The organism is Acinetobacter lwoffii (assembly GCF_015602705.1).
Lineage (GTDB): Bacteria > Pseudomonadota > Gammaproteobacteria > Pseudomonadales > Moraxellaceae > Acinetobacter > Acinetobacter lwoffii_E.
Genome location: NZ_CP059081.1, coordinates 13,500 through 26,668 on the forward strand (window position 1 = coordinate 13,500; position 13,169 = coordinate 26,668).

A 13,169-nucleotide genomic window follows, 5' to 3' on the forward strand; every position below is an offset into this window, starting at 1 on the left:
TATAAAAAACAATCACATGTGACTAAAAGTGCAATAACAAAAACAAGCGATAAGGAAATGAGGATGATGCATAGAGGATGGAAAGCACTGGCATTGGCTACGGCGACACTGGCTGTTTCAGGTCTGGCGCAAGCTAAACAGGTGATTTGCGTATTTGATCTGGTTGGTAAAAACGGTGATGTCTATAGTGTGATGAAAGACTATCAGTTGGCGGCCAAAAATTGGGGTGCAGATGTCGAACTGCGGGTGAATACCAATGAAGCGGTGGTTGCAGAAGATTTTAAAGCTGGAAAATGTGACGGCATTAGTGTGACCGGGATGCGTGGCCGTCAGTTCAATAATTTTACCGGTTCACTCGATGCTATTGGCGCGATTCCAGATCTGAATCTGGCAGTTAAAGTAATGCAGGGACTGGCCAGTCCGACCTTTGCCAAACATATGCTGCAAGGTAAATATGAGGTAGTCGGTGTCATTCCTGTGGGTGATGCTTTCCTGCTGGTGAACGACCGCAGTATTAATACCGTTGCTAAAGCCGCTGGTAAAAAAATTGCCGTACTTGATTATGATGAAGCACAAAAAATCATGGTACAGCAGGTCGGCGCACAGGCGGTGAGTGCCGATGTCACCAATTTTGGTGCCAAGTTTAACAATGGCCAGGTGGATATTATTGGTGCACCAGCAGCAGTATTTAAACCGCTGGAATTACATAAAGGCTTGGGTAACAAAGGCGCGATTGTGAATTATCCGGTGTTGCAGGTCACAGGCAATATCATTATCCGTCCAGATAAATTTCCGGCAGGTTACGGACAAAAATCACGTGAATGGGTGAGAAGTCAGTTACCGCGTGCCTTTGGTATTTTGGGGAAAATGAAAGCGGACATTCCAGCAAAATACTGGATGGATATTCCTGCTGCAGACAAATCGGGTTACCAGAAAATGATGCGGGATTCCCGAATTGACCTGACCAAACGCGGTGTTTATGACAAACGTATGATGAAATTGTTATGGCAATTCCGCTGCAAACAGAACCCGAAAAACTTTGAATGTGCCTTACAGGATGAGAACTACAAATAATCCTGATAAAATTACTCTGATTTGACTTTTAATCTGTAGAGACTGACCATATATTGAGTGTGCTATACTTAAACATGGTCTTTTCTTTTTAAAGACATTCCATTCAACAGAGGAATCCGCCATGAATGCCCAAGCGCTTGTGCTCACCGACAATGCCGCAAATAAAGTACGCCAGTTGCGTGACAGTGAAGGTAACCAAGACTTAATGCTCCGTGTCTATGTGACCGGTGGCGGCTGTTCAGGTTTCTCTTATGGCTTTAATTTTGCAGAAAGCCAGAATGAAGATGATGCAGAATTTGCCAATGGCGATGTTAAAGTCCTGGTCGATTCATTGAGTTATCAATATCTGGTCGGTTCGGTGGTAGATTATTTAGAAGGTCTGGAAGGTTCACGTTTTGTGGTACAAAACCCGAATGCGACCACGACCTGTGGTTGTGGATCTTCATTCTCGATCTAAATCCATGCACAAAAAAAAAGTCCTCTCAATGAGGACTTTTTTATATCTGGAAGAACGTTTAGCTATCCAGTTTTACCGCTTCAAGCAGGTCAAAGATCACGGTAGTGACATCCTGACTCAACTCGCGGTTATTGAAAATTTCATAGGCGCTAATGGTAATGTCGGTATCGCTTGGCAACAGACGCTGTTCTTCTTCGATCAGGTCATTGATCGGTAATAAGGTCTGTTTGATTTCCAGATGCAGAATATCTTTATATTCCAGATTTTCATCGTCGAGTTCAATCAGTTGTTCATTGAAATAAGGCAGCAAAATCGAATGAAGATAGGGTTGGATGTCCTCGATATCAAAGATTTCGATATCACGGGTTTCATCAATCGTACTAATGTGGTCATTTACTTCAATTAAAATATGGTAGTAACTCACACGAATCTCCAAAGATGGCCTGAACAATGTAGCCAATCACAATAACATGAAATCAGAATAGAGTGTTTTTTATAATACTTATACACTTAAATTAATTAGGGAATTCAAGCTGATCACTTAACGGTTATAAAGCAAGGTCTTGTCTGCAGGTCGCAGCTGGAAGTGTTGCAGATTCTGTTTACCCAGCACCGGATACATCAGTGCTTCCGGGTCATTATGGTGATACAGCCCCAAGGCATGTCCGAGTTCATGTGCCAGAGTCAGACGGAGATCATCTTCTGCATCAAACTGATAGACATGAATTTGATCACCCATAAACACGCCTTTATGAAATTCGCGGGCAGGGAAACGCTGTTGGGCTTGAATGATATTCTGCTGATGGTTTTGCAGACCATGTTGATGCATGGAAACATTCATATTAAAGGAACTTTGCTGTTCCTGAAGGTACTGAAGTTCCCGTTGAAAACTTTCCGATTTGCGCTGTAAAGCCAAAACCTCATATTCAATCTGCTCATGTTCATAAGCAGATAAATTTGGCTGACGGCGTCGTTGCTGTAAGGCCTGAAATTCACTATTCATCTGATCTCTTTGCTGGATCAGGCGTTGCTGCTGACTTTCCAGATGCTGATGGGATGCTTCCAGATTTTTGACCTGACGTTGATACTTGGCGTCATCTGCCAGCAACTGTTTTTCGACTTTCTTCAAGGCATCATAGTCTTGCTGGCGTTGATCATAGATCAGGTGAATACTCAGCCTGGCATTTTCATCATAGACCATCAAATCATCACGATTGCTTCCCTGATGCCAGATTTCGATCGCTTCCTTGCTCAGTTGAATGACCTGATCTTTACTTAGTCCAAAGCCTGAATCGACCTGATCAATCCGGAAACGTAAGCGTGTATCGAAAGGATGCGTCAAACGATCAGCCAGCGAGTTATAGCGCAGTTGTGGATGGGTTTGGGCCTGCATATGTAGATAGGCAGACATGATCAATCCCACTACGAGCAGACAGAGCAGAAGACGCATATTTTTTATTTAAATGTCTATTTTTTAAAAATATAGCTTAATTTTAATGCCTTTCCCATGCTTATTTGCATCATCCTTCAGCTTTTGGATAAAGCCCTAATTCGGCCAAAGCCTGCTGCAAAATTTCAAGGCGGATCGCCGGATCTATACCATTTTGCATCTGCATATTGAGTGAAAATGCCACGATTTCAGCCTGCGGTGTTTCAAACCAGCCGGTGAGCCAGCCGACTTGCGGTTCCACATCCATGCCCCAACCGGATTTGACATATAGTCGATAAGCTTTCCGCTCCTGTAAAAATAACATGGCTTTGACTTGTTGCTGGACTTGAGGATCAAGGGCCAGTTGCTCTCGGGCTAGAGCAGAGACAAATTGGACTTCCTGTTTTGGAGTAACTTTCAAAGGGCCTAACAACCAGAAGTTATCGACCTGTTGACCAATCTGCTGATTACCAAATTGGATGCGTTGTACTTCCTGTTGCATCAGTTCAAGGCCAATACGACGTGCCAGTTCCTGATACACGGGTACAGCAGAAGCTTGCATGGCTTCGCCGAGAGTCATGTCTTTTTCCCAGACTGCAAAACTGCGTTTCTTGCCATCCCATTTAAAAATTTCATTGGTTGTGGCTTTGCCATGTTGCAGGCCAATCAGAGCATTGAGCATTTTAAAGGTAGAGGCAGGAACATATTCGGTATCTGCACGGCTTAAATCATTGCCATAGACCAGGATCTTTTGACCACGCTGAATCACTAAAACGCCAGAGCTTTGCGCCTGATCAAATAATTGGGCAATGGCTTGAGTCGATTGAGTCGAAGTGCTTTGAGAGGGAGAAGATGAAACGGGCAGACTACACGCTGTCAGGCCCAAACAACTAAATAAAGCCAGCAAAATCAGAATTTTCATGGGTTTAGGGTATTTTAATGTTTGATTTAACTTATACATCTTTTCCTGCAAATACGATCAAATTTAGGTAATTTTTATTTTATTCTTTCAAGTCGAGACATAAAAAAACCGCGCTTTCGCGCGGTTTTTTCAGTTAAAGCGACAAATTATTTCTTGTCATCTTTTACTTCAGTGAACTCAGCATCTACAACGCCGTCGTCCGCTTTTTGAGATTGACCTTCGCCGCCTTGGAATGCATTCGGATCAAAACCTTGCGCACCGCCTTGGCCTTGAGCTGCTTCATATGCACGTTGTGTAATTGGCATGATGATGTTTTGCAGCGCTTCAGTTTTCGCTTTGATTTCTTCAACGTCATTTTCTTTAGTTGCAGCTTCAAGCTCAGAAACCGCAGTTTCGATTGCAGTTTTTTCGTCTGCAGTCACTTGCTCGCCAAGATCTTTCACTGCTTTTTGTGAAGAAGCAACTAAAGCATCCGCTTCGTTACGTGCTTTTGCAAGCTCTTCAAATTTACGGTCTTCTTCAGCATTCGCTTCAGCATCTTTGATCATTGCTTCGATTTCAGCATCAGACAAACCTGAGTTTGCTTTAATCTGGATCGATTGCTCTTTACCAGTGCTCTTGTCTTTTGCAGATACTTTCAAAATACCATCAGCGTTGATGTCGAAAGATACTTCAATTTGTGGCACACCACGTGGAGCAGGTGGAATGTCGCCTAACTGGAAGTTACCCAATAGTTTGTTTTGCTGCGCCATTTTACGCTCACCTTGGTAAACTGAAATGTCTACAGCAGGCTGGTTGTCCGCAGCGGTTGAGAACACTTGAGATTTCTTCGCAGGAATCGTGGTGTTTTTCTCGATAATTGCAGTCAACACGCCGCCCATGGTTTCAATACCAAGTGTCAACGGAGTTACATCAAGTAGAAGTACGTCAGTTTTGTCACCTGAAAGTACCGCACCTTGAATCGCAGCACCCATGGCTACTGCTTCGTCAGGGTTTACATCTTTACGTGGCTCTTTACCGAAGAATTCTTGAACCTTCTGTTGAACCATTGGCATACGAGACTGACCACCCACCAAGATGACGTCAGAGATGTCAGAAGTCGAAAGACCCGCATCTTTAAGCGCAATACGGCAAGGTTCAATGGTACGCGCAACCAGGTCAGCAACCAGACCTTCAAGTTTTGCACGTGTTACGTTGATCACTAAGTGTTTAGGACCTGTCGCATCAGCAGTGATGTATGGAAGGTTGATTTCAGTTGCATTTGAAGAAGAAAGCTCGATCTTCGCTTTCTCAGCAGCTTCTTTTAAACGTTGAAGTGCAAGTGGATCTTGTTTCAGGTTAAAGTTTTGTTCTTTCTTGAACTCTTCAACCAGAAACTCGATTAACGCGTTATCGAAGTCTTCACCACCTAGGAATGTGTCACCGTTAGTCGACAATACTTCGATTTGCTGGTCGCCATCAAGGTCAGCAATTTCAATGATTGAAACGTCGAAAGTACCACCACCCAAGTCGTAAACCGCGATTTTACGGTCGCCTTCTTTCTTGTCCATACCGAACGCAAGTGCCGCAGCAGTTGGCTCGTTGATGATACGTTTAACTTCTAGACCTGCGATTTTACCTGCATCTTTAGTTGCTTGACGTTGTGCATCGTTGAAGTAAGCTGGAACAGTAATCACTGCTTCAGTCACTGTTTCGCCCAGGTAGTCTTCAGCAGTTTTCTTCATCTTTTTCAAGATTTCAGCAGAAACCTGTTGTGGTGCCAATTTTTTGTCGTTGACATCAACCCAAGCATCACCGTTGTCAGCTTTGATGATTTTGTAAGGAACTAAGCCGATATCTTTTTGTACCGCTTGGTCTTCATAACGACGACCGATCAAACGTTTGATCGCGAACAATGTGTTTTTCGGATTCGTTACTGCTTGACGCTTTGCAGATTGACCTACCAGAATTTCGCCATCTTTATAGGCAATAATAGATGGAGTGGTACGCGCGCCTTCAGCGTTTTCGATTACTTTAACTTTGTCGCCTTCAAGTACTGCAACACATGAGTTTGTAGTACCTAAGTCAATACCAATGATTTTAGCCATTTGGATGTTTCCTCTAAAATTTTTTTGTGATTTACACTTGTTATCCGATATGAGAGCCGTTCGATTTTTTTCAAGTAAATTTTTTGAAAAATTTCACAAACTCTCGAAATTTATTTGGCTTAAGCGCCGACCATTACCATGGCAGGACGCAATAAGCGACTGTTAAGCGTGTAACCTTTTTGCAAAACAGTCCCAATTTCATTGGCTTTGGCATTTGGATCAATACCGACTGCCTGATGCAGGTCAGCATTAAAACCATTGTTGGTGTCTACTGCCACAACCCCAAATTTCTCCAAGGTATGCAATAAAGATTTAAGCGTCAGTTCAACGCCTTCACGCAATGGTGTTTGCTCTTCACCTGCAGCCACAATGGCACGCTCCAGATTGTCGACTGTTTCTAGAAGCTCTTTAGAGAATTTTTCCAGAACCGTATCTTTATGCTTTTCAGATTCACGCTGAATACGTTCAACACTTTTTTGTGCTTCATAGACTGCGTTGGCGGTACGGGCTTTTTCTAACTTCAAGTCACCTTCAAGCTGCGCAATCTGCTCTTGTAAAGACTCAACGGAAACTTCAGCCTGCTCGGTTTCAGCTTGAGTTTGCGCTGTATCTTGTTCCGCTTGCTCTTGCTCAAGTTGTTGAGCTTGCTCGTTTTGCTCAGTCGCCATTGATTTACTCCGTTTAAATGGGTTCTTAAACATGTACAGTCCTTAGGCCTCAGTGTTCACTGCGTTTATGCTGAACTGCCATGGTTGTGAAGTTCTTGATTACCTAAAGAAATCGGGGCAGGGTGTAAAAATTCAAGCGTCGACCCAGATTAAATTTAAGATTTATACAAAATACTGAATCCAGCGGATAGCAGAACAAGCTATTCAGAACACAACAGCAGGATAGGATGAGAATAAAATACACGGACATCAGCAGCGATGAATCCGAATTTTGAACTGAATAGATTTAATTAGCGACTAAATCTAAGAATTAAGTATTTGAAAATAAATATAAAAAATGAATAATCGTATTTTTGAATCAAATTAATAATTTTAATCCGTTTTAAGTATTGGTAAAAAAATTGCATCATACTTCTATTAACAGCGACCTTGTTCAGAGGAGAGAGCCGAACCGGGTTGCTGTTGCCCTATTTTAGAGTTGCTTTTTTCAAGCTGAGTATCCCCAAAACTCAGCTTTTTTTTGCCTGTTTATTTATTAGACATAAAAACGATTAATATCTAAGCAATAAAGTCTTTCACAATAGATGAACTTTTGATTAATATTTATTCCAGATTCTATCGCTGTAGTTTCTTCTTATTTTGAAATGTGTTTTCGTGGCTTATCCTGTTCTCTAGATAAGCCTTTTTTTTGTCCAGAATTTACCTTTTTTGAATTTGTTGGAATCAGTCGTCTCTATTTTAGCGGTTTGTAAGATAAAACTTACAGCTTGGATAGTGAATGTTCGCTTCATGAGCGCAAGTTGATTCGATAGGATAATTTGTGTAGAGAACAGGATGTTCTGGTTGAATTGCTGAGAAGCATAAGCGAAGTGGAAGTTCGTTTAATATAACCCTCTGCAAAGGCCCTAAAGAAATTTTCTTTAGGGCCTTTGTCTATCTGGCAGCTACCTTTTTCATTAAAAAAGCCCAGTCTGGGCTTTTAATAGAGAGGGTGATTCAAGTCTTAGTCACGACGATCCCGTGAACGTTGTTCCTGATGACGTCGGTTGTCATTCCAGCGTTGATTAGAACGGTTTTGCTGGACTTTTTTACTGCGTTGATCTTTTACACGTTTACGCTCCAGATCCTGACGACGTTTACGTTCTGCCTCTGCCTGTTTTTGCCGTTGCGTCATGATATTTTTACGTTGCTGTTCATGGCGCTGTCGTTCCAGTTGGCTTTTACGTCGATCCAGCTCTAACTGTCTTTTACGATCCTGCTCCCAATTGCGACGTTGTAATTCCTGTTTACGTCGATCCAGTTCAATGCGTTTGCGTTGCTGTTCATATTCCCAGCGTTGCCGCTCATAGCGACGATCTTGTTCATAACGCCGGTCCAGTTCATAGCGACGGTCATAACGCTGATCATAGCGGCCATCATAATAGCCACCATCTTCAGGAAATGCGACGCAGCCTACAGCTAAAAATGCAGTCGCCAAAGACAAAGCTATAATTTTACTAGCCATAGGCATCCTCCAGATTTGTAATAAAAAATATACTTAAGCTCGCAAAAGTACGTCAAAAATAACCTTTAAACGGTCAATGACATCTTTTATAAATGAGGGTAATGTATCGGGCAGAAGCTATATGTACATTGATATTAAGACTTATATAAGAATATGGTCACTGAAACGCTAATCGTGTAGAAACTATGAAGAATTAAGAGAATAAGGACTAAAAATAATGACTGTGAATCCTCCGGTTCTGAAAAGTGTGATGGAAAAAGGACAAGGGACGGCAGCACGTATGCTGGACCGCTTACCTGGTATTGCACAGGAAGCATTGGTTAAGGCCCTGGATTATCCTCATGTCTACCCTGATTTAGACCCTTTGGTAAAATGTCTGATGGCCATCCAGATAAAACAGGGGCATAGCAGTTTTATCAGTGAGGATCTGGCACATTCGCGCACATTGTTTGATGCACGCATGAAAGCGATCGCGGCTAAACCAACTACTGTCAAAGTCATCGAAGAGCTGCGCCTGCCTTTGCAAAGTGGCAGCATCTTTGCCCGGCATTATCATCCAGCTCCACAAAAGAAGTTGCCGATGGTGATTTTTTATCATGGCGGTGCATTTATGGTGGGCGGTCTGGACAGCCATGATGAATTCTGTCGCTTGCTGGCAGTACATGCCAAAGTGCAGGTGCTAAGCGTGGCTTATCCGCTGACGCCAGAATTTAGCCCCTTGCAGATGGTACAGGTTTGTGAAGATGCCTTGGCTTGGGCACATCAGCATAGTAAGCAACTAAAAATCTATAAAAATCGTATTGCCGTAGCAGGGGACAGTGCCGGAGGAAATCTGGCTACTGTCGTGGCACAGCGCAGTGCAGGTAAATCTTATGCCGCACGAGCACAGCTTTTGCTTTATCCGGCGGTCGACTTTAAAAGTCGCCATCCTTCTTTTTATGCCTATAAAGATGGACTGGTGCTTTCAGAGCAGGATATTGATCTGGTGACCTTCATGTATGCCCAAACCCATCAGATTGAACTGGATGATCCGTTGATATCACCGACCTATGGTGAATTGCAAAACTTGCCGCCAAGTTATGTGATTACTGCACGTCATGATGTCCTGCATGATGAAGGTTCAATCTATGCACATAAACTACGTCAGAATGGCGTGAGTGTTCATTATCATGAATATACCGATCAGGCACATGGTTTTATTAACCTGACGCCGATCTCCCGCCGTGCCAAAAAATATGTGATTGAGATCAGCAAAAATTTCCGCAAATTTTGGGACAAAAATAGTTAAATCCAAGGCATGAATGTAAAAAGGTGTTTCTCATGAAACACCTTTTTTGTAGATAGGTTTTTATCAGTTCTTATACTTTGCTGCTGATCTGCGCTTCAGGAAAGATCAGATTGAATTTGGGGACATAAAAGCTTTGCAGCAATTTGGCTTTGGAAAAATCTGGAAATATATTTTCGGCATCTTGCCATTCTACTTGCGAGAGTTTGGAGAGGTGACCGCGGAACTGTGGACTAAACTGAAAACGCTGACCTTTCCAGGCTTGCTGAATCTTCAGCATAGATGCTGGAATATGATGACTATTAATATAGAACTGGCGTGCGGATTTGGTTTTCTTCAGCCGAATCGTCATATGCTGGTTCTGGTGTTGAATCTGACACAGTACTTCCTGATCCTTTTCCTGCCATTCAAACTGCGCATGTTCTTTGGGAATGCCCCATAAATGCTGACCGTGTACCACAGACTCATGGGTAGACACATAAATTTTAGGAATTGAGCTGAGGCGTCGTTTACTAATTAAAGGATGATCCAGAATCAGTAACTCATCATAAGGGCCAATCGGCGAAGCGTGATAACGCACCAATAAGACTTGGACCATACGACCCAGCGGAGAAGGCGCAATACGGAACTGTTTTGCTTGCTCAATAAAGCTTGGGGTCAGCCAATAATTCAGAATAAAACCCTCACCCTGCAAATGCCAAGGTGGAAACTGGTGGATATTTTGCTCCTGTAATAATGCATGCTTCATTCTTATTCTCTTGTCTTTAGTCGGCAGGTCACTGCATTATGAGTTATAAAAGATTAATATATAGTCATTCACAACCATTACTTCTAAGTAGATGAGTTAATAAATGTTAAAGAAATCATTATGTGTCATCGCACTTGCTGCGGTCAGTCTACCAAGCTTCGCTGCAAATACGATTATTGAGATGAAGACTTCATCTGGAAATATTGAAATTGAACTCTTCAATGACAAAGCTCCAATCTCGGCAAAGAACTTCGAAAGCTATGTAAAGAGCAACTTCTATAAGGACACGATTTTTCACCGCGTCATTCCAGGCTTTATGGTGCAGGGTGGTGGCTTTGATGTGAACATGCAAGAAAAAGCCAATACTCAAGCACCCATTAAAAATGAATCATCGAATGGTCTGCAAAATAAACGCGGTACTTTAGCCATGGCGCGTACCAATCAGCCAGATTCTGCCCGAGCACAATTCTTTGTGAACCTGGTCGATAATGATTTCCTGGATCGTTCTGCTAGAAATGCCGGCTATGCGGTATTTGGTAAGGTTACTAAAGGTATGGATATCGTCGATCAGATTGCCAAAGTACCGACCCGAAACTATGGAATGCATCAAAATGTGCCGGTGAACCCTGTAAAAATCACCAGTGTGACGATTAAAGCACCAGTCGTGAAAAACTAGGCATAGAATAAAGCAGAAATATTTAATTTATATTTCTGTTTTAAAAATATGTACTTATGTAATGAATTGTATGGAATTGAACCAATTTGGTGCATAAAAATAAAACACTCGTGATTCCTGTGCGTTAAAAGCGCTTGCACGTGTAAGAAATTGCCCTATAATGAGCACATACCGACGAGATAGACGGAAACGAACGAAGCAGAATGGCGGAGTTGTTGAGTTTATCGAAGTCCAGCTTCTGGCACTGACGAGGTGTTAGAAAGATCATTAAGAGATTATGAAGAACAACTTGTGTGGATTTTTACTGGTTGATCGATCGAAATTATTTTCATTGATTGATGGTAGAAATTACTCGAAGTTTATTTGAGAAATATTTGTCAGAAAATTGATGAGCCAAGATTGGCACCCTTTAAGGTGCTACATAGTATTAAACTGAAGAGTTTGATCATGGCTCAGATTGAACGCTGGCGGCAGGCTTAACACATGCAAGTCGAGCGGGGAAATGTAGCTTGCTACATTACCTAGCGGCGGACGGGTGAGTAATGCTTAGGAATCTGCCTATTAGTGGGGGACAACATCTCGAAAGGGATGCTAATACCGCATACGTCCTACGGGAGAAAGCAGGGGACCTTCGGGCCTTGCGCTAATAGATGAGCCTAAGTCGGATTAGCTAGTTGGTGGGGTAAAGGCCTACCAAGGCGACGATCTGTAGCGGGTCTGAGAGGATGATCCGCCACACTGGGACTGAGACACGGCCCAGACTCCTACGGGAGGCAGCAGTGGGGAATATTGGACAATGGGGGGAACCCTGATCCAGCCATGCCGCGTGTGTGAAGAAGGCCTTTTGGTTGTAAAGCACTTTAAGCGAGGAGGAGGCTACCGAGATTAATACTCTTGGATAGTGGACGTTACTCGCAGAATAAGCACCGGCTAACTCTGTGCCAGCAGCCGCGGTAATACAGAGGGTGCAAGCGTTAATCGGATTTACTGGGCGTAAAGCGCGCGTAGGTGGCCAATTAAGTCAAATGTGAAATCCCCGAGCTTAACTTGGGAATTGCATTCGATACTGGTTGGCTAGAGTATGGGAGAGGATGGTAGAATTCCAGGTGTAGCGGTGAAATGCGTAGAGATCTGGAGGAATACCGATGGCGAAGGCAGCCATCTGGCCTAATACTGACACTGAGGTGCGAAAGCATGGGGAGCAAACAGGATTAGATACCCTGGTAGTCCATGCCGTAAACGATGTCTACTAGCCGTTGGGGCCTTTGAGGCTTTAGTGGCGCAGCTAACGCGATAAGTAGACCGCCTGGGGAGTACGGTCGCAAGACTAAAACTCAAATGAATTGACGGGGGCCCGCACAAGCGGTGGAGCATGTGGTTTAATTCGATGCAACGCGAAGAACCTTACCTGGTCTTGACATAGTAAGAACTTTCCAGAGATGGATTGGTGCCTTCGGGAACTTACATACAGGTGCTGCATGGCTGTCGTCAGCTCGTGTCGTGAGATGTTGGGTTAAGTCCCGCAACGAGCGCAACCCTTTTCCTTATTTGCCAGCGGGTTAAGCCGGGAACTTTAAGGATACTGCCAGTGACAAACTGGAGGAAGGCGGGGACGACGTCAAGTCATCATGGCCCTTACGACCAGGGCTACACACGTGCTACAATGGTCGGTACAAAGGGTTGCTACCACGCGAGTGGATGCTAATCTCAAAAAGCCGATCGTAGTCCGGATTGGAGTCTGCAACTCGACTCCATGAAGTCGGAATCGCTAGTAATCGCGGATCAGAATGCCGCGGTGAATACGTTCCCGGGCCTTGTACACACCGCCCGTCACACCATGGGAGTTTGTTGCACCAGAAGTAGGTAGTCTAACCTTAGGGGGGACGCTTACCACGGTGTGGCAGATGACTGGGGTGAAGTCGTAACAAGGTAGCCGTAGGGGAACCTGCGGCTGGATCACCTCCTTAACGAAAGATTGACGATTGGTAAGAATCCACAACAAGTTGTTCTTCATACGATGTATCTGAGGGTCTGTAGCTCAGTTGGTTAGAGCACACGCTTGATAAGCGTGGGGTCACAAGTTCAAGTCTTGTCAGACCCACCAAATCTGACTAACGAAGCATGAAAGTGCTGAAGCAAACAGAACAGAACGATACATTGACTTATTGATAAGCTGGGGACTTAGCTTAGTTGGTAGAGCGCCTGCTTTGCACGCAGGAGGTCAGGAGTTCGACTCTCCTAGTCTCCACCAAATTTCAAGATCATAAAAGCACTGCTTTTACTTGAAATTTAAGCAAGAAGCTACGCTTCGCGCAGTAT

11 protein-coding genes, 2 tRNA genes and 1 rRNA gene are annotated in these 13,169 nt (G+C 43.6%); 7 read left to right on the forward strand and 7 right to left on the reverse strand.

The genetic code is table 11. The annotated features are described in order from the left end of the window. The first annotated feature begins 66 nt into the window (after nucleotides 1-66). Complete coding sequence (locus H0S56_RS00045; RefSeq protein ID WP_005094842.1) at nucleotides 67-1,074, forward strand: putative solute-binding protein; 1,008 nt, start codon at nucleotides 67-69, stop codon at nucleotides 1,072-1,074. A 121-nt stretch (nucleotides 1,075-1,195) separates the two neighbouring features. After that, nucleotides 1,196-1,531: an iron-sulfur cluster insertion protein ErpA gene (gene erpA, locus H0S56_RS00050; protein WP_004281944.1), complete on the forward strand. Its 336-nt coding sequence runs from the start codon at nucleotides 1,196-1,198 to the stop codon at nucleotides 1,529-1,531. A gap of 58 nt (nucleotides 1,532-1,589) precedes the next feature. On the opposite strand, the gene H0S56_RS00055 is transcribed toward erpA, so the two are convergent. The 6 genes from H0S56_RS00055 to H0S56_RS00080 form a co-directional block, all read right to left on the reverse strand. Further along, entirely contained in the window at nucleotides 1,590-1,967 is a 378-nt protein-coding gene (locus H0S56_RS00055; RefSeq protein WP_016806936.1) for a hypothetical protein, read from the reverse strand. A gap of 105 nt (nucleotides 1,968-2,072) precedes the next feature. Next, complete coding sequence (locus H0S56_RS00060) at nucleotides 2,073-2,981, reverse strand: matrixin family metalloprotease (protein ID WP_005094835.1); 909 nt, start codon at nucleotides 2,979-2,981, stop codon at nucleotides 2,073-2,075. Nucleotides 2,982-3,051: 70 nt separating this feature from the next. After that, nucleotides 3,052-3,882: an OXA-134 family carbapenem-hydrolyzing class D beta-lactamase gene (blaOXA, locus tag H0S56_RS00065; protein WP_195725358.1), complete on the reverse strand. Its 831-nt coding sequence runs from the start codon at nucleotides 3,880-3,882 to the stop codon at nucleotides 3,052-3,054. 146 nt (nucleotides 3,883-4,028) lie between these two features. Beyond that, complete coding sequence (dnaK, locus tag H0S56_RS00070; protein WP_071852338.1) at nucleotides 4,029-5,969, reverse strand: molecular chaperone DnaK; 1,941 nt, start codon at nucleotides 5,967-5,969, stop codon at nucleotides 4,029-4,031. Nucleotides 5,970-6,088: 119 nt separating this feature from the next. After that, complete coding sequence (gene grpE, locus H0S56_RS00075; RefSeq protein WP_004647116.1) at nucleotides 6,089-6,637, reverse strand: nucleotide exchange factor GrpE; 549 nt, start codon at nucleotides 6,635-6,637, stop codon at nucleotides 6,089-6,091. A gap of 1,003 nt (nucleotides 6,638-7,640) precedes the next feature. Further along, nucleotides 7,641-8,141 carry a hypothetical protein gene (locus tag H0S56_RS00080; protein ID WP_114541701.1) on the reverse strand — a complete coding sequence of 167 codons (501 nt, stop codon included), beginning with the start codon at nucleotides 8,139-8,141 and terminating at the stop codon, nucleotides 7,641-7,643. A gap of 217 nt (nucleotides 8,142-8,358) precedes the next feature. Between H0S56_RS00080 and H0S56_RS00085 the strand changes: the two genes are divergently transcribed. Then, the gene (locus tag H0S56_RS00085; RefSeq protein WP_005094832.1) at nucleotides 8,359-9,429 is read left to right on the forward strand and encodes an alpha/beta hydrolase; all 1,071 of its coding nucleotides are present in this window, start codon (nucleotides 8,359-8,361) and stop codon (nucleotides 9,427-9,429) included. Nucleotides 9,430-9,499: 70 nt separating this feature from the next. On the opposite strand, the gene H0S56_RS00090 is transcribed toward H0S56_RS00085, so the two are convergent. Beyond that, the gene (locus tag H0S56_RS00090; protein ID WP_195725359.1) at nucleotides 9,500-10,174 is read right to left on the reverse strand and encodes an acetoacetate decarboxylase family protein; all 675 of its coding nucleotides are present in this window, start codon (nucleotides 10,172-10,174) and stop codon (nucleotides 9,500-9,502) included. A gap of 103 nt (nucleotides 10,175-10,277) precedes the next feature. On the opposite strand from H0S56_RS00090, the gene H0S56_RS00095 reads away from it, so the two are divergent. From H0S56_RS00095 to H0S56_RS00110, 4 genes are all read left to right on the forward strand, one after another. Next, on the forward strand, nucleotides 10,278-10,850 hold the full coding sequence (locus H0S56_RS00095) for a peptidylprolyl isomerase A (RefSeq protein WP_004647112.1): 573 nt from the start codon (nucleotides 10,278-10,280) through the stop codon (nucleotides 10,848-10,850). Nucleotides 10,851-11,279: 429 nt separating this feature from the next. Further along, nucleotides 11,280-12,817: ribosomal RNA gene (locus H0S56_RS00100) — 16S ribosomal RNA — on the forward strand. A 60-nt stretch (nucleotides 12,818-12,877) separates the two neighbouring features. After that, nucleotides 12,878-12,954: transfer RNA gene (locus H0S56_RS00105), tRNA-Ile, on the forward strand. Nucleotides 12,955-13,025: 71 nt separating this feature from the next. Continuing rightward, a tRNA-Ala gene (locus H0S56_RS00110) sits at nucleotides 13,026-13,101 on the forward strand. Nucleotides 13,102-13,169: the final 68 nt, after the last annotated feature.

Bases quoted from the DNA above. Each gene is read 5' to 3' on its own strand.
- H0S56_RS00045 (WP_005094842.1), top strand. From the start codon at position 67: ATGCATAGAGGATGGAAAGCACTGGCATTGGCTACGGCGACACTGGCT.
- blaOXA (WP_195725358.1), bottom strand. From the start codon at position 3,882: ATGAAAATTCTGATTTTGCTGGCTTTATTTAGTTGTTTGGGCCTGACA.
- erpA (WP_004281944.1), top strand. From the start codon at position 1,196: ATGAATGCCCAAGCGCTTGTGCTCACCGACAATGCCGCAAATAAAGTA.
- H0S56_RS00090 (WP_195725359.1), bottom strand. From the start codon at position 10,174: ATGAAGCATGCATTATTACAGGAGCAAAATATCCACCAGTTTCCACCT.
- H0S56_RS00085 (WP_005094832.1), top strand. From the start codon at position 8,359: ATGACTGTGAATCCTCCGGTTCTGAAAAGTGTGATGGAAAAAGGACAA.
- dnaK (WP_071852338.1), bottom strand. From the start codon at position 5,969: ATGGCTAAAATCATTGGTATTGACTTAGGTACTACAAACTCATGTGTT.
- H0S56_RS00095 (WP_004647112.1), top strand. From the start codon at position 10,278: ATGTTAAAGAAATCATTATGTGTCATCGCACTTGCTGCGGTCAGTCTA.
- H0S56_RS00060 (WP_005094835.1), bottom strand. From the start codon at position 2,981: ATGCGTCTTCTGCTCTGTCTGCTCGTAGTGGGATTGATCATGTCTGCC.
- grpE (WP_004647116.1), bottom strand. From the start codon at position 6,637: ATGGCGACTGAGCAAAACGAGCAAGCTCAACAACTTGAGCAAGAGCAA.
- H0S56_RS00080 (WP_114541701.1), bottom strand. From the start codon at position 8,141: ATGGCTAGTAAAATTATAGCTTTGTCTTTGGCGACTGCATTTTTAGCT.